Here is a 23066-nt window from a genome sequence, read left to right on the forward strand (position 1 = left end):
CATGGAGATCCTCAGCAGCCGCATCCTGCTCCGCCCGGCCGATCGCGAGCGCAGCCAACGCTTCTACCGAGACGTTCTCGGGCTCGCCGTCTACCGCGAGTTCGGGCCGCCGCAACACCCAGGGCTGGTCTTCTTCCTCGGCCACGGACTGCTGGAGGTGTCCGGCAACGCGCAGAACGAGCCGGCCGGACCCCTTCAGATCTGGCTGCAGGTACGCGACATCCGGGCCGAACACGACCGTCTGGTGGCGGCCGGGGTGACCGTCACGCGTGAACCCCGGACCGAGCCGTGGGGCCTGATCGAGATGTCGATCGAAGACCCGGACGGCGTGCGTATCGTCATCGTCGAGGTCCCCGCCGACCACCCGCTGCGGCGCGACCCCAGATGATCAGATCTTCTCGGCGAGCACCGACACGTAGCGCAGCAGCCCGGACTCGCCGGCCGCCTTGGCGAGCAGCGCGACCTGGAACTGGTCTTTTGCCGCCTGGACGGCCACGCTGCCGTGGGTGGCGGTGACGGCGGCGAGGCGCAGGAGCTGGCCGAGTTTGACCGGCTCGGCCAGGGCGCGCAGCGCGGCCTGGTAACCACGCTCCCAGTTGGGCATCACCCGCTCCGACAGGTCGTCGAGTTGGCGGATGCGAAAGCCGGCGGCATCGAACGACCGCCGATAGCCTTCGGCGGTTTCCAGATCGGCGATCGCCCAGTAGCGACACAGTGGATCGAGGATCAGTTCGCGCTGCATCTTCGTGGTGCGCTCGGCGCGGCACCAGTCGACGAGCAGCACCCGGCCGCCCGGGCGCATTCGCCCGGCCAACCCGCGCAGGGCCTCCCGCCGGTCGGGCAGGTAGCAGGCGGCATCCAGACAGACCGCCGCGTCGAAGGGTGCCTCGGCAAGGTCGTCAAGACCCATCACGTCATGCTGTACGAAACGCAGGTTCGGTCGTCGCTCGTCGGCGAGCCATCGGCGGGCATGCGCGAGTTGACTCTTCGACTGGTCGAGGCCGACGACGTCCGCGGTCGTGCGGTCGGCCAGCCAGGCCGAAAGCGCGCCGCCGCCACAGGCCAGGTCGAGGATCCGCCGCACCCCAGGGCCCCCGATCGCCTCGAAGTAGCGCTCATGGGTGCGCTCGTAGGCGGCGTCCAGGTCGACCGGGTCGTCGCCCGGCTCGAACACGGCCAGGTGGAAGTATTCGCCCCAGTAGGTGTAGTAAAGCTCGACCAGGGCGTCGAACCCGGCCCGCATGTTCTCGCGGTAATGGTCGCGCCGGTCGCGCGCCGTGGCCACCGCCGGGGGCCCAGCCACCGGCTTTCGTGGAGCCATCGGCTTTCTTCCTTCCCCTGATGCCCCCCGCAACGGCGCGGCGGTGGAGCGGCCAGCGCCTTGGACAGTCTAGGAAATTACCGTCTGAATCGCTCTATTTCGCTGCCTTTGCCGCTGGGCGGACTTATGTCGCGAGAGCTGGCGGAGGCAGTCGGAGGTGGCCAGTGCGCGGCCGTTCCCACGTCGCCGCGGCTCCTGCCGGCCCGCGCCATGCTGACGCCGTTTCCGGACCGCCGCCTTCTGACCTGGCCCGGACCGCAAGATCGTGATAGCTTTCAGCCCCCATTGGGCCATCGATGCGGACCAGCATGAGAGAAGTGTCAGCGACGGTGCCTGGCGTTTTGACGCCACCTGGCGATCCCGATGCCGCTGTCGTGGGCCGCTCGACCCGGCGCCGGCGGCTTGGTGCCGCGGCGCTGGGCGCGGTGGCCGCGCTGCTCCTGGCCCTTTCCGGGGTCCCCTTTCCGGTCCGATCCGGCGACCCGACGACCGGTCCGAGCCTGCCCGGCTCCCTTGCCGGCTACTCGATGTTCACGGGCAGCGTCACGACCTCTCCGCCAGGGCGGGCCATCGCCTTGTACGGCTACGGCAGCGGCGAGACGTTCAACATGTTCCAGCCGCTGGTCGTCGGCGCCGACCGCAACACCTACCGGCGGGTCGACGCGATGCAGCAGCGCGACCGCCCGTCCGCGCTGCTCGCCCCCGACGGCACCAGGGTGTTGCTCGGCGACGACCGCGGAGCGACCGGCGACCTGGTCCTCGTCGATCTCGCCACCGGCGAGCGGCGGTCGATCCCGCTGGGCGCGCCGGTCGGCGTCCGCCTGCTGGCCTGGTCGCCGGACGGCCGCTATGTCGCCTACAGCGCCGCTCCCGTGACCGACTCCGGCGAATTCGGGAGCGTCAACGTCGTCGACGCCGAGATCGCCCGGAGCGGCACACTGCGCATCCTCGACCTGTCCACCGGGCGCAGCACCACGGTGCCCGCCCTGACTGCGGTGTGGACGGCCGCGTTCGCACCGGACAGCCGCCGTCTCGCCGTCCAGGTTGGACAGACCGCGCACCTCGTCGACATCGATGGACGCGCGGCGGCCACCGTCGACATCGCGGCCGGCCGGGAACTCGCCGCCGACGTGGGCTGGTCGCCCGACGGCCAGTTCCTCGCCACGGTGCCATGGGCCTCCGACGGCCCGTTCGACGGTTCGAATGCCGGCGAGACCGGCCATGGCGTGTTCCTGTGGAAGAACGGGGACCTGGCCTTCGTGCCGGTCACCGACGGCGGCGGCGCACCAGCGGTCCCGGTCAAGGACGTCGTTCGCATGCTCGGCTGGCGTACGCCGCAGACGGTGATCGTCGCGACCATGGAGCCCGCCGGCAACGTGGCGATCGTCGAGGTGCGGCGCGACACCGGCACCCGCCGCACACTGTCCTTGTTCGACGCTGGAAACAGCTGCGAACTACACACGCAGCCGTGCCAGGTCTTCGACCTGCACCTCGCCACCGGCCTGCTCCCGGACCTGGCGGCCCGCGACGCCGGCCGCCCCCAGCGCGGCGGTCCCTGGCCCCTGGCGCTCAACATCGTCGCCGGCGTCGCCGTCATCGCTGCCGGCTGGCTCCTGTGGCGCACCATCAACAGACGCACGCGCCGCCAACGCTGAACGCGATCACCGACGCCGGCCACGCCATCTCAGCGCCCGCTGCCACCACTCGGGGTTCGAACGATTGCGGTTTCCACACGGTGAGCGGCCCGAAGCCCGGGCAGTGCGCCAAGCTCTGACGGAAACCGAGCCGGGCCGGGGTGATCCCCCGGCCCGGTCTCGTCATTGCGGCTGGGCTACGTCGACCATCCACGGTGTGCCGAACTTGTCGACGCACATGCCGTAGACGTCGCCCCACATCTGCTTTTCGAACGGCATGCTGACGGTGCCGCCGGCGGACAGCTTCTGCCACGCCTCTTCGAGGCCGTCGCCCGGGTCGCCGCTGAGGCTGCAGGTGATGGTGTTGCCCGGTTCGTGTGACATGCCGGGCGCGAGGTCGGAGGCCATCAGCACGTAACCCTGCTCGGTCGTGAGCATCGCGTGCATCACCTTGTCGGCGATCGCGGCGTCGGTCGAGCCGAACTCGCCGAACGTGTTGATCCGCAGCTCGCCGCCGAAGACGGACTGGTAGAACTCCATCGCCTCGCGGGCGTTGCCGTTGAACGTGAGGTAGGGGTTGAGTCGGGACGTCATCGTCGGGCTCCCTGGACGCAGTGACCGTGTCACGTCGGACGCTAGCCCGACCCACCGACATGATGTCGAGAACGGCCCGACGGCTCCGTCTCATGAGTGACGGCCCGGCACGACTTCGAGGAGATACGGCATGACGATCCGGCGGATGGACAACGTGCTCATCGTTGTCGACGACCTTGACGCGGTGATCGCGTTCTTCGTCGAACTCGGCATGGAACTGGAGGGCAGGCAACCGGTCGAGGGGCCGTGGGTGGAGAGTGTCATCGGGATCTCCGACGTGCGGCAGGACGTCGCGATGCTCCGGACGCCCGACGGCCACGGCCGCATCGAGCTCGCGATGTTCCACGCACCGAAGGCGATCCGCAACGACCCCACGGATGCCCCCGCCAACACGTTGGGCATCCGGCGCGTCATGTTCGCCGTCGACGACATCGACGATGTGGTCGCCCGCCTGCGGGCACACGGCGCCGAACTCGTCGGCGAGGTGACGCGCTACGAGGACATCTTCCGGCTCTGCTACGTCCGCGGCCCGGAGGGCATCGTGGTCGGGCTGGCCGAGGAGCTCTGACCGTGGCGGGAAAGTCGGACATCAAGCGCGACCGCAAGGATCTCTACGCGCCGCGTGCGGGCAGGTTCCACCTGGTCGACGTCCCGGAGTTGCCGTTCCTGATGGTCGACGGCACCGGCGACCCCAACACCAGCGGCGCGTACGCCGACGCCGTGACCACCCTGTTCTCGGTGTCCTACGCGCTGAAGTTCGCCAGCAAGCGAGAGCTCGACCGCGACTACGTGGTCGCGCCGCTGGAGGGGCTGTGGTCGGCCGACGACCCGGCCACGTTCGTCACCCGGGCCAAGGACGACTGGGCATGGACCATGATGATCACCCAGCCCGAGTGGATCACGCCGGCCATGGTGGAAGCGCGGGCTGACCTTCAACGGCCCGCACCACGAGATCTATCTGGGCGATCCGCGGCGGACCGGGCCGGCGAAGCTGCGCACCACCCTCCGCCAGCCCGTCACCCCGCTATGAGAGCTGACCGGTCGCCGCGAGCCGCTGGTACCAGTGGGCGCTCTGCTTCCAGGTGCGCACCTGCGTGTCGTAGTCGACGCGGATGATGCCGAAGCGGCGGTCGTAGCCGTAGCCCCACTCGAAGTTGTCGAGCAGCGACCACAGGAAATAGCCCCGCACGTCGGCACCCTGCGCCCGGGCGGTTGCCACGGCGGCGATGTGCCGGCGAAGGTAGTCGATCCGCCGGTCGTCCTGGATCGTGCCGTCGGGCGAGACCACGTCGTCGAACGCGGCGCCGTTCTCGGTGATCATCAGCGGCTGGCGCGGGTATTCGTCGCGGAGCCGCAGCAGGAGCTCGGTCAGCGCGTCGGGGTCGATGTTCCAGCCCATCGCCGTGTAGGGGCCCGGCTGCGGCAGGAAGTCGACCCCGCCCGCGGCGACCCACGGCGACGCCGCGGACTGGCCGTGTCCGTCGGCGTTGGCCCGAGGCGAGACGCCGTCCCAGGCCCGCACCAGCGTGCTCGAGTAGTAGTTGACCCCGAGCACGTCGAGCGGCACCGCGATCAGCTTCTCGTCGCCGTCGCGGACGAACGACCAGTCGGTGACGGCCGCGGTGTCGGCCAGCAGGTCGGCCGGGTAGGCGCCGTCGAGCATCGGGCCGAGGAACGCCCGGTTGGCCAGCGCGTCGATCCGCCGCACCGCGTCGCGGTCTTCCGCCGAGTCGGAGGCCGGTCGGATGACGTGCAGGTTGAGCGTCACCGAGAGTTCCGCGGCCGGCGCCACCTCGCGCACCACCTGGCCGGCCAGGCCGTGCGCCAGGTTGAGGTGGTGGACGGCGGCCAGCGCCGCCGCGGGCTCGGTGCGGCCCGGCGCGTGCACGCCGGAGGCGTAGCCCAGGTAGGCCGAGCACCACGGCTCGTTGAGCGTGGTCCAGGTGTGCACCCGGTCGCCGAGAGCCTCGACGATGCCGGCCGCGTATTCCTGGAAGCGCAGCGCGGTGTCGCGCGCCGTCCAGCCGCCCGCGTCTTCCAGCTCCTGCGGCAGGTCCCAGTGGTACATGGTCGCCACCGGCCGGATGCCGCGCTCCAGCAGGCCGTCGACGAGCCGCGAATAGAAGTCGATCCCGGCCTGGTTGAACGGCCCGCCGCCGGTCGGCCGCACCCGGGGCCAGGCGATGGAGAACCGGTAGGCGTGCAGGCTCAGGGCCGCGATGTGGTCGAGGTCTTCCCGCCAGCGGTGGTAGTGGTCGGCGGCCACGTCACCGGTGTCGCCGTTCAGGGTGCGCCCGGGAGTGTGGCTGAAGGTGTCCCAAATGGACGGTCCCCGGCCGTCCTCGGTGGCCGCACCCTCGATCTGGTAGGAAGCCGTCGCCGAACCCCAGACGAAGCTCTCCGGAAAATCGCTCACTGTCCCACCTCAACCTGATAACCCGAAGACGATCCTGCGACGAGTTCCGCGGTGGCCGAACCGTCGTCGTAACGTACCTCGAAAACGGCGCCGGGCCCGTCCCCGGGTGACGGCACCCGCACCCGGGTCCGCTGCCCCTGCGCCGGTGCGAAGAGCCGCAGCCGCACGCCGTCGGCCCACTCGTAGTCGGGCCGGTCGTCGCGGTCGCCGAACGGGATCACCGCGCCGGGCCGGGCCAGCACCGGCACGCTGTCGAACTCGTGCTTCTGCGTCACCCAGGCCGGGCCGGTCAGCCGCTCGCCGGTCACCAGGTGGGTCCAGGTGCCGGCCGGCACGTAGAACGTCACCTCGCCGTCGGCGCTCATCACCGGCGCCACCAGCACGTCGGAGCCGAGCATGTATTGCCGGTCGAGGTAGGCCGCGGTCGGATCGTCGGGGAACTCCAGCACCATCGGCCGCATCATCGGCACGCCGTCGCGGTGCGCCTCGTCGGCGGCCGCCGCCAGATAGGGCATCAGGCGCAGCTTGAGCTTGGTGAAATGGCGCAGCACGTCGACCGCCTCGCTGTCGAACGCCCACGGGACGCGGTAGGAGCCGGAGCCGTGTAACCGCGAGTGCGACGAGAGCAGCCCGAAGGCGACCCACCGCTTGAACACGGCCGGGTCGGGGGTGCCCTCGAAGCCGCCGATGTCGTGGCTCCAGTAGCCGAAGCCGGACGCGGCCAGCGACAGCCCGCCGCGCAGCGACTCGGCCATCGAGGCGAACGTCGACTCGCAGTCGCCACCCCAGTGCACCGGGAACTGCTGGCCGCCGGCGGTCGCGGACCGGGCGAAGACGACCGCCTCCCCGACCCCGCGCGAAGCCTCGAGCAGCTCGAAGACGGCACGGTTGTAGAGCTGGGCGTAGTAGTTGTGCATCCGCTGCGGATCGGAGCCGTCGTGCCAGACCACGTCGGTCGGAATCCGCTCGCCGAAGTCGGTCTTGAAGCAGTCGACGCCCATGTCGAGCAGCACCTTGAGCTTGCTCGTATACCAGGCGACGGCGTCCGGGTTGGTGAAGTCGACCAGCGCCATGCCGGCCTGCCACTTGTCCCACTGCCAGACCGAACCGTCCGGCCGGGTCACCAGGTAGCCGTTGCGGCGCCCCTCCTCGAACAGATAGGACCGCTGGGCGATGTACGGGTTGATCCAGACGCACACCTTCAGGCCGCGCTCGTGCAGGCGGCGCAGCATCCCCTCGGGATCGGGGAACGTCGCCGGGTCCCACACGAAGTCGACCCAGTGGAACTGCCGCATCCAGAAGCAGTCGAAGTGGAAGACCGACAGCGGCAGGTCGCGTTCGGCCATCCCGTCGATGAACTCGTTGACGGTCTTCTCGTCGTACGACGTGGTGAAGGAGGTCGACAGCCACAGACCGTAGGACCAGGCGGGCACCCGGGCCGGCCGGCCGGTCAGGGCGGTGTAGCGGCGCAGCACGTCTTTCGGGGTCGGGCCGTCGACGAGGTAGTAGGTCAGCGACTGGCCCTCGACACTGAACTGGGCCTGCGACACCACCTCCGACCCGATCTCGAAGGAGACGTGCTCGGGGTGGTCGACGAAGACGCCGTAGCCGGCGCTGCTCAGGTAGAACGGGACGTTCTTGTAGGCCTGTTCGCTGGCCGTACCCCCGTCGGCGTTCCAGATGTCGACGGTCTGGCCGTTCTTGACGAACGCGCCGAACCGCTCACCCAGCCCGTAGACCGTCTCGCCGACGCCGAGCGCCAGCCGGTCGTGCACGAACGACCGGCCCTCGGCGTCGGTGACCAGGCCGACGCTGCGCTCGGTCGACGAGGTGAGCACCCGGTCGCCGTGCAGGAACTCGACCCGCCAGCCGTCGACGAGCGCGACCCGGGCCGTCAGCTCGCCGGCGGTCAGCGTGGCCGACAGGCCGGTGACGTCGACGGTGACCGGGTGGTCGTCGCCGGCGGCCAGCGCGAACGCGGGCGTGCGAGGCACGCCGCCGAGGTGGTGGGCGATGGTGACGCCGATGACGCCGTCGGCCGGCGAGAAGAACCGGGCGGTGACCACGGGCCGGTTGAGGGTGTCGCCCCGGCTGGTGACCCGGCCGGTGGGTGCGAAGACGGTGAAACCGCGCTCGTCGAGCTCGACCGACTCGACCGCACCCGGGCGCAGGACGCTGACCCCGGGTCGCAGTTGCCAGTACCCGTCGGTGAACTTCACTTCTCGGCTCCTGCTGTGATGCCGCGCGAAAACGTGCGCTGGAAGATGATGAAGAAGAGGATCGCCGGCACCAGGCTGATCAGCGCGCCCGCGTTGGTGGTCGGGGCGTCCATCAGCCGGTCGCCCTGCAACGAGGCCAGCGCGACCGGGATGGTCTGTGTGCTGTTGTCGATGAGCATGACCAGCGGGATCAGGAACTCGTTCCAGGTCCAGATGAAGAAGAAGATCAGCAGCACGATCAGCGTCGGCCGCAGGTTGGGGAAGACCACCCGGCGTAGCACCGTCCACTTGCCCGCGCCGTCGAGCGCGGCCGCCTCCAGCACCGAGCGGGGGAACGTGCCCATGACCGACGCGAGCAGGTAGGTGCCGAACGCGCTCTGGATCACGGTGAAGATGATGATCACCGAGAGCTGGGTGTTGTAGAGCCCGATCTGCTTCGAGATGTAGTAGAGCGGGTAGATCAGCGCTTCCTGCGGAAGCATGTTGGCCAGCAGGAACAGGCCGACGATCCAGAGCCGACCACGAACCCGGCCGATGCCGAGGGCGTACGCGTTGAGCACGGAGACGGCCACGCCGAGCACCGCGACCGAGCCGGCGATGAGGAACGAGTTCCAGAACTTCAGCGGGAAGTTGACCGTGGTCCAGTAGGTCGACAGGCCCTTCGTGTAGAACTCCGAAGGCCAGCTCAGCGGACCGCCGTTCGAGTAGTCGCCGGGTGACTTGAACGCGTTGAGCAGCATGAACACGAACGGCACGAGCATGACGAGCGCGGCCAGCGTGACCAGGGCGAGCACCACCCAGCGGCTCGCGCCGCGGTGGTGCCGGTCGCGGGTCCTGCGGCGCCGGGCCGGCTTGGCCGGGGCCGGCGCGGGCGCCGGTGCGAGCGTTGTGGCCATCTCAGACCTCCCGGTCCTGGCGCTCGCTGCGGTACTGCAGCCAGATGAACACCGCGGCCACCACGACGATGATCAGGGTGAGCACGGTCGAGATGGCTGAGCCGTAGCCGACCTGGAGCTTCTTGAAGAACGTGAAGTAGGCGAAGTAGGACGGGACGTTGGTCGCGTTCTCCGGGCCGCCGCGGGTCAGCGCGAACACCGGGCCGAACACCTTGAGCGCGGCGATGGTGCAGGTCAGCGCGACCACGAAGGTCTCCGGTCGGATCTGGGCCAGGGTGATCGACCGGAACCGGTGCCACCAGTTGGCGCCGTCGACCTCGGCGGCCTCGTAGAGTTCCGGGTCGACCCGTTGCAGGGCGGCCATGAACACGACGATCGGGTAGCCGATCTGCACCCAGATCATCACCGCCATGACGCTGGGCAGGGCGGTGTTGGGGTCGCCGAGCCAGTCGTGCCGCAGCGCGCCGAGACCTATCCCGTCGAGCAGGCTGTTGAACGCGCCGTCCGGGCGCAGGATCCAGCCCCAGACGATGCCGGCCACCACGACCGGCAGCACCTGCGGCAGGTAGAACGCGGCCCGCAGCGCGGCGGCGGTGCGTGGCTTGAACCTGCGGCCGATGACGTCGAAGAGCACGGCGGCCAGGACCAGCCCGAGCAGCGTCGGCACGACCACCATCGCCACGATCATCGCGACGGTGTTCTTGAACGACGTCCAGAACACCTCGTCCTGGAACAGGCGCGTGTAGTTGTCGAAACCGATGAACGTGGGGTCACCGACGCCGGACCACTTGGTCAGCGAGAGGTAGAGCGTGCCGGCCAGCGGCGCGCCGATGACGAGGATGAAGAGCACCGCGCCGGGCACCAGGTAGAGCCAGTATCCGGCGCCGCCACCGCCGCGGCGCTTGCGCCGTGGCCTGGTCGGCTTCGTCTCGGTCAGTGCCATGGGAGATCCTTCCCGGCGGGGTGGGCGCGCCGGGCGCGCCCACCCCTCGCCGTTCTACTTACCGGTGATCTCCTTGACGCCGTCGTCATACGGCTTGGCGATCGCGTCGAGCACCTGGTCGGGCGTCTTCGAGCCGTTGATCAGGCTCTGGAAGCCGGACACCAGCACGTCGTAGTAGCCGGGCACCGGCCAGTCCGGGTAGAACGCCAGACCGTCCTGCTGGCTGATCGTGTTGAAGTTCTCGATCAGCTTCTTGTCCTTGGGGTCACTGATCTGCGAGGCGTCGGCCGCGACCGGGACACCGCCGTTGTTGCCGATCAGGGCCTGGATCTCCGGCCGCATCGTGATGTCGATGAAGTCGTACGCCAAGCTCTTGGCCTTGCTGCTGGTCGGCACCACCCAGAGGTTGCCGGACGAGCCCGCGTTGAGCTTGTTGCCGGGGAACAGGAACGAGTCCCAGTTGAACTTGGCCTCGTCCTTGAACCGGCCGTACCACCAGCTGCCGGAGACGATCATCGGCGCCTTGCCGGAGATGAACGCGGTGCCCATGTCCTCGGCCTTGAGGCTGGCCGAGTCCTTGGCGACGTAGCCCTTGGCCACGTAGTCGGCGAAGGTCTGCGCGCCGGCCTTGAGCGGGTCGGCCTTGAAGTCGACCGGGTTCTTGTAGAGCTGGTAGTTGTCGACGAACGAGCGGTCGGCCTTGGCCAGCGCGAGCTGGTAGAAGAGCTGGCCGGCCGGGTATTCGGCACCGGCCTCGGCCAGCGGCGTGATGCCCTTGGCCACGAACGTGTCCATCGCCTTGGTGAACTCGTCGTAGGTGGTCGGCACGGCGACGCCGTTCTTGTCGAACAGGTCCTTGTTGTAATAGACCATCACGTACTCGCCGTAGTTCGGCACGCCGAACCAGTTGCCCTCGCCCATCACGCCCTTGTCGCTGTAGCGGGCGGTGGTCTGCAGGCTCGGGCTGAGCTTCTTGTCCCAGCCGCGCTTCTGCGTCTCCTCGGTCAGGTCGGTCAGCAGGCCCTGCGACGAGAGCAGCCCGGCGGTGGCGTTGCCCTTGTTGTATTCCATGATGTCCGGACCCTCGGTGGAGTTGAGGATCATGCCGGCGTTCTGCTGGATCTGCTCGAACGCCTTGCGCTCGAACTGGACCTCGACGCCCGGGTGCTCGGTCTTGAAGATGTCGATCGCCTTGTCCCAGGCGATGCCCATCGCGCTGTTCGCGCTCTCGTAGTGCCAGAGCTTGAGAACCTTGGCGTCGCTGCCGTCGCCACCGCCGCCCTCGTCGCCGCTGCCGCACGCGGTCACGGTGGTCGCGGCTATCGCCGCCAGCGCGACAGCGACGCCCAGCTTGCGGAATCGCCCCATTGCTATCCTCCTGATGAGTATCGAGCCGGTACTTACCTGCCCGTCGTCGCGTGCCAGCGCGGCGGCGGGCTTTCTGCATGTCAGCTGCCCGGCGGGCCGGTCGGGCACGTCGAGCCGCGTATTTCCAGGACGCACGGCAGCAGTTGCTGGTGCAGGTCGCCACCGGCGCCGTCCAACTGGCGCAGCAGCGCCTCCACCGCGATGCGGCCGAGCGCGGCGCCGGGCGAGGTCATCGCGGTCAGCGCCGGGTGGGCCAACTCGGCCACCTGCGGCGAGGTCACCATCGAGACGACCGAGACGTCGTCCGGGACGACGCGACCCCGGACGGCCAGCTCGGCCAGGATGCCGAAGATGGCGTTCTCGTTCATGGCGAGCACGGCGGTCAGGTCGGGCGCCACCTCGATGGCGGCGCTCAGCGCGGCCCGGCCGCCGGCCGCGCTGTCTTCGGCCGGGATCATCAACGGCTCCAGGCCGTGCCCGGCCATCGCCGCGACGAACGAGTCGCGGGTGCGCACGGCCGGCCCGTAGCCGGTCGCGAGCGCGGCCGCCGAGTGGTTGACGTAGACGATCCGGCGGTGGCCGAGCCCGACCACGTGGTCGACGGCGGCGCGGACGGTCTGGTCGAAGTCGATGTCGACGAACGGCAGGCCGGTGGTGTCGCCGGTGCGGCCGATCAGCACCACCGGCACGCCGGCCTCCTGGAGGGCGGCGACCCGGCCGTCTTCGACCTGCACCTCCATCAGCACGACCCCGTCGAGCATCCGCTGGGTCGCCAGCCGGCGCAGGTCGTCGAGGTCGGCGGCGCCGACCGGGGACAGCACCAGGTGGTAGCCGGCGGCGCTGGCCGCGGCCGCCGCGCCCGTCACGAACGCGGTCTCGGTGGCGCCCAGCCCGCGCTCGTCCATCGGCATCAGCAGGCCGACGATCCGGCTGCGCCGGGTGGCCAGGCCGCGGGCCATCGCGTTGGGCTGGTAGTCGAGCTCGGCCATGGCCGCGAGGACCTTGGCGCGGGTGGCCGCGGAGATCGGGCGGGTGCCGGTCAGCACGTAGGACACCGTGCTGACCGAGACCCGGGCGAGGCGGGCGACGTCATGCATGGTGGCCACCGCGCACCTCCTTTGGCCAGCAGTGGGATCGCTCCCGATCGGATTGTCGAAGCGTTTCGACTAACCGGTTCGACGAACGGTAGGACACGTGTTACGGCGACGTCAATAGCCGATGTCGAGACGCAACATCCAGCTGTGATTGTTCTTCGTATACAGTTCCGTCAGGCTTCGTCGCGAAGGGTGGCTGGGTGGATACGGACCCGGGCAAGATCGGCGCTCAGCACCTGCCGCTCCGCGACCAGGTGCTGGATGCTCTCCGGAAGGGGATCATCAGCGGCGACTATCCCCCCGGCGAGCGACTGACCGAGGACCGGTTGGCGGAAGACTTCGGCGTTTCCCGCAACCCGGTCCGCGAGGCGTTGCGCGTCGCCGAGGCGGAGGGATTCGTGGTGATCCTGCCCCGGCGGGGCGCCGTGGTCGCGTCGCCGAGCAGTGCCACGATCGACGACATCTTCGCCGTACGCGAGCGCCTCGAACCGCTGGCCGCCCGGCTCGCGGCCGAGCGGGCGGCGCCGGGCGACGTGACGACCCTGCGGGCGCTGGTCGAGCGGGCCCGGCTGGCGACCGAGCAGCAGGACCTGCGCCGGGTCGCCGAGTTGAACAGCGCCCTGCACCTGCAGATCCTGGAGATCAGCGGCAACCCCTGGCTGGCCTCCATCGCCAAGGCGCTCTACCTGCACGTGCAGTGGGTCTTCCGGATGACCGCCAAGGAGCGGGCCCCGCACTCGGCCGACGAGCACGTCAAGCTGGTCGACGCCATCGAGGCCGGTGATGGCGACCTGGCCGAGATGGTGGCCCTCTCCCACCTGGGCGCCGCCTCCGTGGCCGCCCACGAGAACACGGAAAGCAGACTGCCCTAACGGCCCACGGCGTAGCCCTGCATGCCGCGCGGGTTGGCGCCCGCGGCGAGCACCCCGGAGGCCGGGTCTCGGGACACCGCGCACATCCGGCCGAGGCTCCACGGGTCCGACAGCCGCACGCGATGGCCGAGCGCACTCAGTTCGTCGACGACCGCCGGGTCCAGCCGGTCTTCCAGCACCAGGACGCCGGGCTCGGTCTCGCGGGGATGGAACGACGACGGGAAGCTGGTGGTGTGCCACATGGGCGCGTCGATGGCCTCCTGGATGGGCCGGCCGCCGGCCAGGTGGCGGAGCAGGAACAGCAACTGCCACTGGTCCTGCTGGTCACCGCCGGGCGTGCCGCAGGCCAGCACGGGCTGACCGGCCCGGTGCACCAGGGTCGGGCTGAGCGTCGTGCGCGGTCGCCGGCCCGGCGCGAGCGAAGCGGGCAGTCCCTCCTCCAGCCAGAACATCTGCAGGCGGCTGCCGAGCGGGAAGCCCAACTCGGGGATGGTGGGCGAACTCTGCAGCCAGCCCCCGCTGGGCGTCGCCGAGATCATGTTGCCCCAGCGGTCGACGACGTCGACATGGCAGGTGTCGCCCCGGGTCACGCCGTCCCTGCTGACCGTCGGTTCGCCGGTCGTCGGGTCGGGGGCACGGTCGCCATGGCGGCCCCGCTTGACGAACTCCGGAAGCCGGGGCTCGGCGCCGTTGGGCCGGCCGGGTCGCAGAGCAGTGGCGGCCCTGTCGCCGATCAGGGCCGCCCGCTCCCCCGCGTACCCGGGCGACAGCAACGCCTTCACGGGCACGTCGCCGGTGTCGCCGTACCAGGCCTCGCGATCGGCGAAGGCCAGCTTGAGCGCCTCGGACCCGGCGTGGATGCCGCGGGCGGTCGACGGGTCGTAGACCGTCGCGTCGCCGAGCGCGTCGAGGATCGACAGCGTCTGGAGCAGCACGGGTCCCTGGCCCCAGGGGCCGGTCTTGGCGACGCTGTAACCGTTCCAGTCGAGCGTGACCGGCTCCTCCCAGGTGGCCGCGTAGCCGGCCAGGTCGGCGCCGGTGATCAGGCCGGCGTGCGCCTCGCCGCTGGAGTCCCGGAACGGCCGGCGGGAGAAGCGGTCGATCGCCTCGGCGACGAACCCCTCCCGCCAGGCCTGCCGGGCGGCCTCGATCTGGGCCTCCCGGTCGGACCCGGCGGCCTCGGCCGCGCGCACCAGGCGTTCCAGCGTGCCGCCGTAGGCCGGGTTGGCGAACAGCGCGCCGGGGGCCGGCGGCTCGCCCTGCCGCAGCCAGAGATCGGCCGACGTGGGCCAGTGCTGCTCGAAGAGCGACCGGACGGCCGCCACGGTCGCGCCGGCGCGGCCGATCAGCGGGTGGCCCGCGTTCGCGTACCCGATGGCGGGTGTCAGCACCTCCCGCAGCGACAGCGTGCCGTGGTCGCGCAACAGCAACAGCCACGCGTCGACGGCGCCCGGCACCGTCGCCGCCAGCGGGCCGGAGCCGGGGACCAGGTCCATCCCGAGCGACCGGAAGTGCGCGATGGTGGCACCCGCGGGGGCCGGACCCTGCCCGCACAGCACCCTCGGGCGTGGGTCGGCCGCGGTCGCCACAATGCCGGGCACCTCGCCGCCGGGCCCGTTGAGGTGCGGCTCCACCACGTGCAGCACGAAGCCGGCGGTGACCGCCGCGTCGAACGCGTTTCCGCCGCGCTCGAGCATGCCCATCGCCGACTGGCTGGCCAGCCAGTGCGTCGACGACACCATCCCGAACGTGCCCTGCAACGTCGGCCTGGTGGTGAACGTCATGTGGCAGCTCCCGCGCGTACGTCCGGGCGGGTGCCGTCCGCCCGCACGAGGTGACACGCCGCCTCTCCATCACCGATCTTGACATGCGGCGGCACCTCGGTCACGCACCGGTCGAACGCGAGCGGGCACCGGGTGCGGAACCGGCAGCCCGACGGCGGGTCGAGCGCCGATGGCAGGTCGTCGCCGAGCAGGATCGGCTCCCGGGCCCGTTGCCGCACCGGATCGGCGACCGGCGCGGCCGCCAGCAGGGCCTGGGTGTAGGGGTGGGCCGGACGCGCGAAAATCTGCTCGCGCGACCCCTTCTCCACCAACTGGCCGAGATACATGACCGCGATCTGGTCGGCGAGGTATTCCACCGCCGACAGGTTGTGGGTGATGAACAGGCAGGCGAACCCGATGTCGCGCTGCAGGTCGGCGAGCAGGTTGAGCACCGACGCCTGCACCGACACGTCGAGCGCGCTGGTCGGCTCGTCGGCGATGAGCAGCGACGGCGAGGAGATCAGGGCCCGGGCGATGCTGACCCGCTGCCGCTGGCCGCCGGAGAGTTCGTGCGGGTAGCGGCGGGCAACCTCCTCGCGCAGACCGACCCGGCCGAGTTCGGCCGCCACCCGCTGCTGCCGCTCGCGCCGGGAGATCCGCTCGCCGGCCAGCCGCAACGGTTCGCCCACCACGTCGCCGACCAGCATCCGCGGGTCGAGCGAGCCGGCCGGGTCCTGGAAGACGATGGACACCTGGCCGCGGTGCGGCCGCAACTGGCGCCGGGTCAGCCGGGTGACGTCGACGCCGCCGATCTTCACGACGCCACTGGTCGGCTTGAGCAGCCGCACGACGCACCGGCCTACCGTCGACTTCCCGGATCCGCTCTCGCCGACCAGGGCGGTGACGCCGCCGCGCGGGATGGTCAATGACACGCCGTCGACGGCGCGGACCGGCCCGAAGTGCATCGTCAGGTCTTCGAGTTCGAGCGCGTCGGTCATCGCGTCGCCTCCTGTTGCCGCGCTGTTACCGGATGCCAGCACGCGGCGAGGTGGCCGGACCCGCCGACGCTCGCCAGCCGTGGCGCTTCGCCGCGGCACGTGTCGTCGGCCGCCGGACACCGGTCGGCGAACGTGCACGCGTCCGGCTGGGTCGCGAGGACCGGCACGAGGCCGGGGATCTCCTGCAACCGGTCGCCGCCGGCGTGCCGGCCGGGCACGGGGGACGCGTTGAGCAGCCCGTTGGTGTAGTGGTGGTGCGGGTGGGCGAACAGGTCGGTCACCGGCGCCCGCTCGACGACGCGTCCGGCGTACATGACGACCACCCGGTCGGCGACGTCGGCGATCACGCCCAGGTCATGCGTGATGATCAGGATGCTGGTGCCGAGCCGGTCGCGCAGGTCGCGCAGCACCTCGAGAATGCCGGCCTGCACGGTGACGTCGAGCGCGGTCGTCGGCTCGTCGGCGACCAGCACCGTCGGGTTGCAGGCCACGGCCATCGCGATCATCACGCGTTGCCGCATGCCGCCGGATAGTTGGTGCGGATAGTTGTCGACCCGCCGCGCCGGGGACGGGATGCCGACCAGCGACAGCAACTCGACCGCCCGCGCCTTGGCCCGCTTGCGGGACAGCCGCTCGTGCACCTCGAGCACCTCGACGATCTGCCGGCCGACGGTGAGCACCGGGTTGAGCGAGGTCATCGGCTCCTGGAAGATGTAGGCGATCTCCTTGCCGCGTACTCGCCGCAGGTCGGTTTCCCGGGCACCGACGAGTTCGGTGCCACGCAGCCGGACCGAACCGGAGACGCGGGCACTGCCGGGCAGCAGGCCGGCGAGGCTCATCGCCGTGACGCTCTTGCCGCACCCGGACTCGCCGACCACCCCCACGATCTCGCCGGCGGCCAGGTCGAGACTCACGTGGTCGACCGCCGAGACGGTGCCGCTCTCGGTGACGAAGGAGACCGAGAGATCGTCGACCTCGAGAATCGCGGCCGTCATCGGTCGCCCTTCGGGTCGAGGGCGTCGCGCAGGGCGTCGCCGAACACGTTGAAGGCCAGCGCCAGGATCATGATGGCGACGCCCGGGAACGTCGCCGCCCACGGTGCCTTGGCCGCGAACTGCTGAGCCGTGGCCAGCATCGTGCCCAGGCTGGGCGAGGGTGGCTGGATGCCCAGGCCGAGGAAGGAGAGCACCGCCTCACCAAGAATCGCCACCGGCAGTGTCACGGTGGCCTGCACCAGGATCACCGAGGTGGCGTTGGGCAGGATATGTCGAGTGAGGACCCACAGGTCGCTCGCACCGTCGACCACCGCCGCGGCGACGAAGTCCAGCGATTTCAGGCGCAGGGTGTCCGAGCGGATGACTCGGATCACCCCCGGAATCTGCGCGATGCCGATCGCCACGGCCGCGTTGCCCAGGCTCGCGCCGCGGATGGCGGCCAACCCCACGGCGAGGATGAGGAACGGGAACGCCAGCAGCAGGTCGGTGAACCGGCCGATCACGGCGTCCACCGCCCGGAAGTAGCCCGCGGCCAGACCCAGCGGCACGCCGACGACCAGCGCGGTGAAAACCGCGAGCAGACCGACCTCGAGCGACGCCCGGACGCCGAAGATGATGCGGGACAACACGTCGCGGCCCAGATCGTCGGTGCCGAGCAGGTGCCCGGGCGTCCCCGGGGACGCGAAGATCGACCCGAAGTCGGTCTCCTCCACCGAATGTGGCGCGATCCACGGCGCGAGCACGGCGGCCAGCACCGCGACCAGCAGCACCACGAAGCTGATGATGGCCAGGGGGTTGCGGCGCAGCCGCCGGAAAACCCGCGTGCGCCGGGTGAGGCCGGCCGGGCTCTCGACCATCGGAACGGTGACGACGGTCATGCCACCTCACCCGCCACCCGGATGCGCGGGTCGATGAGCGAATAGAGCAGATCGACCAGAAAGTTGATCACGATGTACGCCGTGGCGGTCAACAGGACCACCGCCTGGATCACCGGATAGTCCCGTTGGAACACCGCGTCGATCGTCATCTTGCCGAAGCCGGGCAGGCCGAAGATCGACTCGGTCACGACCGCGCCGGAGATGAGGCCGCCGAGTTGGAGGCCGACGATCGTCACCACCACGATCAGGCTGTTGCGCAGGGCGTGCCGCCCGATCACGGCCCGCGGCGAGAGGCCCTTGGCCTTCGCCGTCCGCACGTAGTCCGCGGAGAGCGAGTCGAGCATCGCGGACCGGGTCTGCCGCATGATGATCGCCGCCAGACCGGTCCCGAGGATCACGGCGGGCAGGATGACGTGGTGCAGGTTGCCCACCGGGTCCTCCAGGAGCGGGACGAAACCGGAAGCGGGAAACAGTCCCGTCGCGACCGAGAGATACAGGATCGCGAGCAGGCCGAGCCAGAAGTGCGGCACCGACAGCCCGATCAGGGCCAGCGCGTTGGCCGCCCACTCGGCCGGGCGGCCGCGGCGCACGGCCGCGACCACCCCGGCGCCGATGCCCAGCAGCGCGGCGATCAGGATGGCCAGGACGGACAGCTCGACCGTCACCGGCAGGGCCGTCCGGATCATGTCCGATACCGGTATGCCGGTGCGGATCGAGCTGCCGAAGTCGCCCCGCACGGCGCGTTCCACGAAGTGTCCGAACTGGACTGTCACCGGACGGTCCAGTCCGTACTCCGCGCGAATGGCCGCCAGTGCCGCGGGCGAGCGGTCTTCTCCGGCCAGCGCGAGCGCGGGGTCACCCGGAAGGGCACGGATTCCGATGAAGACCACCACCGACGCCAACACCAGGGTCAACGCCGAGTGCCACGCGCGGGTCAGTAGGTACCGGGCCACGGGAACCTACTTGGCGAATCCGGCGAAGGCCGCGCGGATGACGCCGTCGGGAAACACCTGGACGCCCTTGACCTTGTTGGAGAACGCGGTCAGGTTGGCCTGCCGGTAGAGGTAGACGAGCGGGTTGTCGTCGTGGAGCAGGGTGACCGCCTGGCCGTAGAGCTTCTTGCGCTCGTCGACGCTGGTCGCCTGGCGGGCCTGGTCGAGGACCGCGTCCAACGCCGGGTTGCTGCTGCCGGCCACGTTCTGGCTGCCACCGGTGCCGACGAAGTTGGTGATGTTGGCGTCCGGGTCGATCCGCCCACTCCACCCGAGCTGGAGGATCTCGAAGTTGCCGCGGTCCTGCTCGTCGAGGAGCGAGGAGTATTCGACAGGGTTGATCTTGATGTCGAAGCCGGCGTCCTTGACCATCGACTGCAGGGCCTGGGCCAGGCGCAGCGTATCCGGAGTGTTCGACGCCAACATGGTCACGGTGTAGGGCGTCTTCACGCCGGCCTGTTCCAGCAACTGCTTGGCCTTGGCGGGATCGTGCTCACGGCACTGCTGAGCCTCCTCCGACGAGAACGCGCTCGCCGGCGAGATCGGGCCGCAGGCCGGGGCGGCGATGCCGTTGAACACCGCGTTCACGAGGGCCTTGCGGTCGATGGCGTACTCGAAGGCCTGCCGCACCTGCTTGTTCTTGGCGATTGGGGTGTCGATCTGCCGCGTGGGCTTGCCGATGCCGTCAGCGTTGCCGACGTTGATGGTGATGCCCTGGTAGCCGAGCGACTGCGACCGCAGCACCGTCAGCGACGACTCCTTGCGCAGGCTGTCGACGTCTTGGGTGGAGACGCTGTCGGCCACCTCGGCGTCACCCGAGCGCAGGTTGGCCGCGCGGATGCTGGCGTCGGTCAGGATGCGCCAGGAGATGGCGTCGAGGTGCACCTTGTCGGCGGCGTAGTAGTTGGGGTCGCGTACGACGTCGATCGAGCTCTGCGGCACCCGCTTGCTGAACTTGAACGGGCCCACGCAGACGGGGGCCGAAGCGAAGTTGGTGCCCAGCTTCTGCAACGCGGCCGGGCTCATGATCATGCCGGCCCGGTCGGCCAGCGCGCCGAGGAGCGGCGCGAACGGTGTCTTCAGGTGGATAAGGACGGTCTGCGGGTCGGGAGCGTCGACCGTGTCGATGGGGCCGATCTCGCTCTTGCGCGCCGACTCCGGCAGGGTCAGGTGTCGCTCGAGGGTCGTCTTCACCGCCGCCGCGTTGAAGTCGGTGCCGTCGGCGAACTTGACACCCTGGCGCACCGGGATCGTCACGGTCTTGCCGTCGGCGGCCACGGTCGGCAGGGCCGTGGCCAGTTGCGGGACGACTTGGGCCTTCTCGTCGACGTCGTACAGCTTCTCGCACATCGCCTGGAAGACGTAGCGCGAATAGAGGCTGCGGGAAAGGGAGGGATCAAGCCGATCGGGTTCAGCGGAGAGGGCAACGGTGAGCTTGCCGCCCTGCTTGACTTCGTCGGCGTTGGCCGGAGTGCCGAAGGAATCCTGGCTCTGCGAAGGCTTCTCGCCGGGCGCGGCCTGTTCGGCCACCGGCGAGCAAGCGGTGAGCGTGCAAACGAGCGCGACCGCTCCCACGGCGGCCCGGCTGAGTGCACGCGAAAGATTCGTCATGACGGGCTCCTCGATCGACGATTGCCGAAGCGTATGTTGTATACGATGATCTCGCAAGGCATCGAATCGACCGCTGCCTCCCTATACCTCCACGACCCGCACCGAGATCAAGTTCACGTCGAGGTCACGAACTTTTCGGCCCGGCGGCCAGCCCGTAGATCACGCCCTCCGCTTGAGACTTCCGACCTAGGAGGGGCTCTTCAAGCAGACGAAGGGGCCGCGGACGCCGGCGCTGTCGCCTCCGACGTAGACGGTCCTGCTGTGCACCAGACCGACAATCGCCGTCATCGCGTCTCCTCCTGGCGATCCTGCCGGCGGCGCAGGCCGGCGGCGAGGGGGGAACCGTCGAACGCGCCAGCCTTCAATCGGCCGGCGACGGTGCGGGTGACCATGCGGCGGGCCAGGGACGGGAAGTGGCGGGCGACCGCCAGTTCCAGGCGGCCGCGGCGGGTGGTGGCCAGGTTGGCCGGGGGCCGGCGGGCGGTCGCCGCCCGCACCACCGCCGCGACCACGCCCTCGACCGGTTCGTAGCGGGAGACGCCGTCGAGTGAGAGGCCGGCCGCGGCGGTGGAGTCGTGTATCGGGGACGCGATCATGCTGGGATAGACGACGCTGACGCCGACGTGGGTGCCGACCTCCAGGCGCAGGGCGTCGGCGTAGGCGACCAGGGCCCGCTTGCTCACGCCGTACGCCGCGGCCAGCGGCAGGGCCAGCACCGCCATCCGGCTGGCGATGAAGACGACCCGGCCGCGCGACGCCTCCAGCGCGGGCAACGCCGCCGCCGTGGTCGACCAGGCGGCGAGCAGGTTGACCTCGAGTTGCCGTCGTACCACCGCGTCGGGTGGCAGTTCGGCCGGCGCCGGTCCGCCGATACCGGCGTTGTTGACCAGCAGGTCCAGGCCGCCGAGGCGGTCGATGGCCGTCGTCACGGCGGCCTTGACCTGCGCGGCGTCGGTGAGGTCGCAGGGCAGGACAGGCACGGGGCCGTCGGTTGGGGTCGCCAGGTCGAGGCCGATCACCTGCGCGCCGGCGGCGGTCAAGGTGCGGCACAGAGCCCGGCCGATCGTGCCGGCCGCCCCGGTGACGATGACCCGTCTTGCGTTGAGGCGGTTCATCGCGTCACCTCCGGCCAGGTCGTTCCGTGGCGAAGCCGGCCCTTTCGCAGTTCGTCGGCCGCCAGCGCGAGGTAGGCGTCGAAGTCGATGCGCATGGCCGTCCGGCGGTCGGCCCAGCGCCGATGGGCCTGCCGCAGCCGGGCCGCGCGGTCGGCCCGCTGTTGCTCCGGCGCCGGCAGGGCGAACTCCCCCGCCAGGTAGGCGGCGACCAGTCGCGCCTGTGCCTCCACAATGGGCAGAGCCGCGCCGGTCGACTGCATCAGGCCCACGAAGAACAGGCCGGGCTCGTCGAGGTGGAAGACATGGCGGTAGAGCGGCACCTGGTCGCCGAGCGCGGGCGGGTCGAGGAACGGGATCTCGGGCCGGTAGCCGGTGCACCACACCACCAGGTCGACCTCCTCGCGGGCGCCGTCGGCGAACTCGACCGTGCGGCCGTCGGCCCGTGCGATGGCGCCCCGGATGGTGATGTCGCCGTGGCCGACGCGGGTGAGCAGCACATCGGACAGTGTCGGGTGGTCCTGCAGGAAACCGTGGCCCGGCGCCGGCAGCCCGTGTGCGGTCGGGTGGCCGGTGGCCAGTCGCAGCATCGTCTGGCTGACCGCCTGCCGCAGCCGCCAGGGCAGCCGCTTGGCCAGGGCGCCGTTGAGCGTGTCCGAAGGGTGGCCGAACAGGTACTTGGGCACGATCCAGACGCCGCGGCGCAACGACAGGATCGTGCGTTCGGCGACCTGTGACGCGTCGGCGGCGATGTCCATGGCCGAGTTGCCGCCGCCCACCACCAGCACCCGGCGCCCGGCCAGTTGCGCCGGGTCGCGATAGTCGTGGCTGTGCGACTGGTCGGCGGTCAGCCCCTCCGGCAACGGGTCCGGCCAGCGCGGCACGCTGTTGTGCCCGGACGCGACGACGACGGCCCGCGCCTTCGCCGACACCGGGCCGTCCGGGCCGTCGGCCTCGACCGACCAGCCTTGAGCGGTGCGCCCGACCCGCGTGACGACGTGCCGGTGCCGGATCGCCGTGCGTAGTCCGAAATGGTCGGCGTAGTCGGTCAGATAGGCCAGGACGCGGTCGTGGCGCGGATAGTCGGGCCAGTCCGCCGGCATCGGGAAGTCGGCGAACTGGGTCCGGGTGCGGCTCGTGTTGAGGTGCAGCGTCCGGTAGGCGCCCGAGCCCGGCCCCTCGAAGACCCACAGCCCGCCCGGCCGGTCGCCCGCGTCGAAGCACACCGCGGCGATGCCCCGGTCGGCCAGCGCCTTCAGGGTGGCGAGGCCCGCCGGCCCCGCGCCGATCACCACGACCTCCGGCCGTGCAGCCATTGCGTACCCGATCCGTAGACACTTAGGTTCGTCAGTGGATCGTG

20 protein-coding genes and 1 pseudogene are annotated in these 23066 nt (G+C 70.4%); 5 read left to right on the plus strand and 16 right to left on the minus strand.

The features are described from left to right. The first annotated feature begins 1 nt into the window (after position 1). Positions 2–388 carry a VOC family protein gene (locus AB0J74_RS10960; protein ID WP_363446971.1) on the plus strand — a complete coding sequence of 129 codons (387 nt, stop codon included), beginning with the start codon at positions 2–4 and terminating at the stop codon, positions 386–388. Here the strand turns inward: AB0J74_RS10960 and AB0J74_RS10965 are convergent, their stop codons facing one another. Next, complete coding sequence (locus AB0J74_RS10965; RefSeq protein WP_363446973.1) at positions 389–1321, minus strand: methyltransferase domain-containing protein; 933 nt, start codon at positions 1319–1321, stop codon at positions 389–391. A gap of 374 nt (positions 1322–1695) precedes the next feature. Here AB0J74_RS10965 and AB0J74_RS10970 point away from each other — a divergent pair, with 374 nt between their 5' ends. Next, positions 1696–2976, plus strand: coding sequence for a hypothetical protein (locus tag AB0J74_RS10970; protein WP_363446974.1), 1281 nt, complete (start codon positions 1696–1698; stop codon positions 2974–2976). 162 nt (positions 2977–3138) lie between these two features. On the opposite strand, the gene AB0J74_RS10975 is transcribed toward AB0J74_RS10970, so the two are convergent. Then, positions 3139–3549 (minus strand): VOC family protein, encoded by a 411-nt coding sequence (locus AB0J74_RS10975; RefSeq protein WP_363446977.1) that lies wholly within the window; start codon positions 3547–3549, stop codon positions 3139–3141. A 130-nt stretch (positions 3550–3679) separates the two neighbouring features. Between AB0J74_RS10975 and AB0J74_RS10980 the strand changes: the two genes are divergently transcribed. Together AB0J74_RS10980 and AB0J74_RS10985 are read left to right on the plus strand one after the other, a co-directional pair. After that, on the plus strand, positions 3680–4117 hold the full coding sequence (locus AB0J74_RS10980; protein ID WP_363446980.1) for a VOC family protein: 438 nt from the start codon (positions 3680–3682) through the stop codon (positions 4115–4117). Next, positions 4114–4579 (plus strand): annotated as a pseudogene (locus tag AB0J74_RS10985) (hypothetical protein). Before AB0J74_RS10980 ends, AB0J74_RS10985 begins: the two are co-directional and overlap by 4 nt. Here the strand turns inward: AB0J74_RS10985 and AB0J74_RS10990 are convergent. From AB0J74_RS10990 to AB0J74_RS11015, 6 genes are all read right to left on the minus strand, one after another. Further along, positions 4574–5965, minus strand: a complete 1392-nt coding sequence (locus AB0J74_RS10990; protein ID WP_363446982.1) for a GH1 family beta-glucosidase — start codon at positions 5963–5965, stop codon at positions 4574–4576. The pseudogene AB0J74_RS10985 and the gene AB0J74_RS10990 overlap by 6 nt on opposite strands. Next, a complete protein-coding gene (gene yicI / locus AB0J74_RS10995; RefSeq protein WP_363446984.1) occupies positions 5962–8184 on the minus strand; it encodes an alpha-xylosidase in 2223 nt (740 codons plus the stop codon). The genes AB0J74_RS10990 and yicI overlap by 4 nt, the downstream gene beginning before the upstream one ends. Then, the gene (locus AB0J74_RS11000) at positions 8181–9080 is read right to left on the minus strand and encodes a carbohydrate ABC transporter permease (RefSeq protein ID WP_363446986.1); all 900 of its coding nucleotides are present in this window, start codon (positions 9078–9080) and stop codon (positions 8181–8183) included. The genes yicI and AB0J74_RS11000 overlap by 4 nt, the downstream gene beginning before the upstream one ends. 1 nt (position 9081) lies before the next feature. Next, a complete protein-coding gene (locus tag AB0J74_RS11005; protein WP_363446988.1) occupies positions 9082–10023 on the minus strand; it encodes a sugar ABC transporter permease in 942 nt (313 codons plus the stop codon). A 54-nt stretch (positions 10024–10077) separates the two neighbouring features. After that, the gene (locus tag AB0J74_RS11010) at positions 10078–11391 is read right to left on the minus strand and encodes an extracellular solute-binding protein (protein WP_363446990.1); all 1314 of its coding nucleotides are present in this window, start codon (positions 11389–11391) and stop codon (positions 10078–10080) included. A gap of 80 nt (positions 11392–11471) precedes the next feature. After that, positions 11472–12488 carry a LacI family DNA-binding transcriptional regulator gene (locus AB0J74_RS11015; RefSeq protein ID WP_363447773.1) on the minus strand — a complete coding sequence of 339 codons (1017 nt, stop codon included), beginning with the start codon at positions 12486–12488 and terminating at the stop codon, positions 11472–11474. 197 nt (positions 12489–12685) lie between these two features. Here AB0J74_RS11015 and AB0J74_RS11020 point away from each other — a divergent pair, with 197 nt between their 5' ends. Next, the gene (locus AB0J74_RS11020; protein WP_363446992.1) at positions 12686–13357 is read left to right on the plus strand and encodes a GntR family transcriptional regulator; all 672 of its coding nucleotides are present in this window, start codon (positions 12686–12688) and stop codon (positions 13355–13357) included. Here AB0J74_RS11020 and AB0J74_RS11025 read toward each other — a convergent pair. The 8 genes from AB0J74_RS11025 to AB0J74_RS11060 all read right to left on the minus strand — a co-directional run bounded on the left by AB0J74_RS11025 (position 13354) and on the right by AB0J74_RS11060 (position 23022). Continuing rightward, a complete protein-coding gene (locus AB0J74_RS11025) occupies positions 13354–15141 on the minus strand; it encodes a gamma-glutamyltransferase family protein (protein ID WP_363446994.1) in 1788 nt (595 codons plus the stop codon). The two genes, AB0J74_RS11020 and AB0J74_RS11025, sit on opposite strands and share 4 nt — an antisense overlap. Next, positions 15138–16118, minus strand: a complete 981-nt coding sequence (locus AB0J74_RS11030; protein WP_363446996.1) for an oligopeptide/dipeptide ABC transporter ATP-binding protein — start codon at positions 16116–16118, stop codon at positions 15138–15140. The genes AB0J74_RS11025 and AB0J74_RS11030 overlap by 4 nt, the downstream gene beginning before the upstream one ends. Further along, positions 16115–17113 (minus strand): ABC transporter ATP-binding protein, encoded by a 999-nt coding sequence (locus AB0J74_RS11035; protein WP_363446998.1) that lies wholly within the window; start codon positions 17111–17113, stop codon positions 16115–16117. Before AB0J74_RS11035 ends, AB0J74_RS11030 begins: the two co-directional genes overlap by 4 nt. Then, positions 17110–17991, minus strand: coding sequence for an ABC transporter permease (locus AB0J74_RS11040; RefSeq protein WP_363446999.1), 882 nt, complete (start codon positions 17989–17991; stop codon positions 17110–17112). Before AB0J74_RS11040 ends, AB0J74_RS11035 begins: the two co-directional genes overlap by 4 nt. Continuing rightward, on the minus strand, positions 17988–18944 hold the full coding sequence (locus AB0J74_RS11045) for an ABC transporter permease (protein ID WP_363447001.1): 957 nt from the start codon (positions 18942–18944) through the stop codon (positions 17988–17990). The genes AB0J74_RS11040 and AB0J74_RS11045 overlap by 4 nt, the downstream gene beginning before the upstream one ends. Positions 18945–18950: 6 nt before the next feature. After that, entirely contained in the window at positions 18951–20594 is a 1644-nt protein-coding gene (locus AB0J74_RS11050; protein ID WP_363447003.1) for an ABC transporter substrate-binding protein, read from the minus strand. A 284-nt stretch (positions 20595–20878) separates the two neighbouring features. Further along, positions 20879–21709 carry an SDR family NAD(P)-dependent oxidoreductase gene (locus AB0J74_RS11055; protein WP_363447005.1) on the minus strand — a complete coding sequence of 277 codons (831 nt, stop codon included), beginning with the start codon at positions 21707–21709 and terminating at the stop codon, positions 20879–20881. Then, complete coding sequence (locus AB0J74_RS11060; protein ID WP_363447008.1) at positions 21706–23022, minus strand: NAD(P)-binding domain-containing protein; 1317 nt, start codon at positions 23020–23022, stop codon at positions 21706–21708. Before AB0J74_RS11060 ends, AB0J74_RS11055 begins: the two co-directional genes overlap by 4 nt. Positions 23023–23066 lie beyond the last annotated feature (44 nt).

The sequence above is a fragment of the Asanoa sp. NPDC049573 genome (genome assembly GCF_040676615.1).
In the GTDB taxonomy this organism is placed as follows: Bacteria; Actinomycetota; Actinomycetes; order Mycobacteriales; family Micromonosporaceae; genus Asanoa.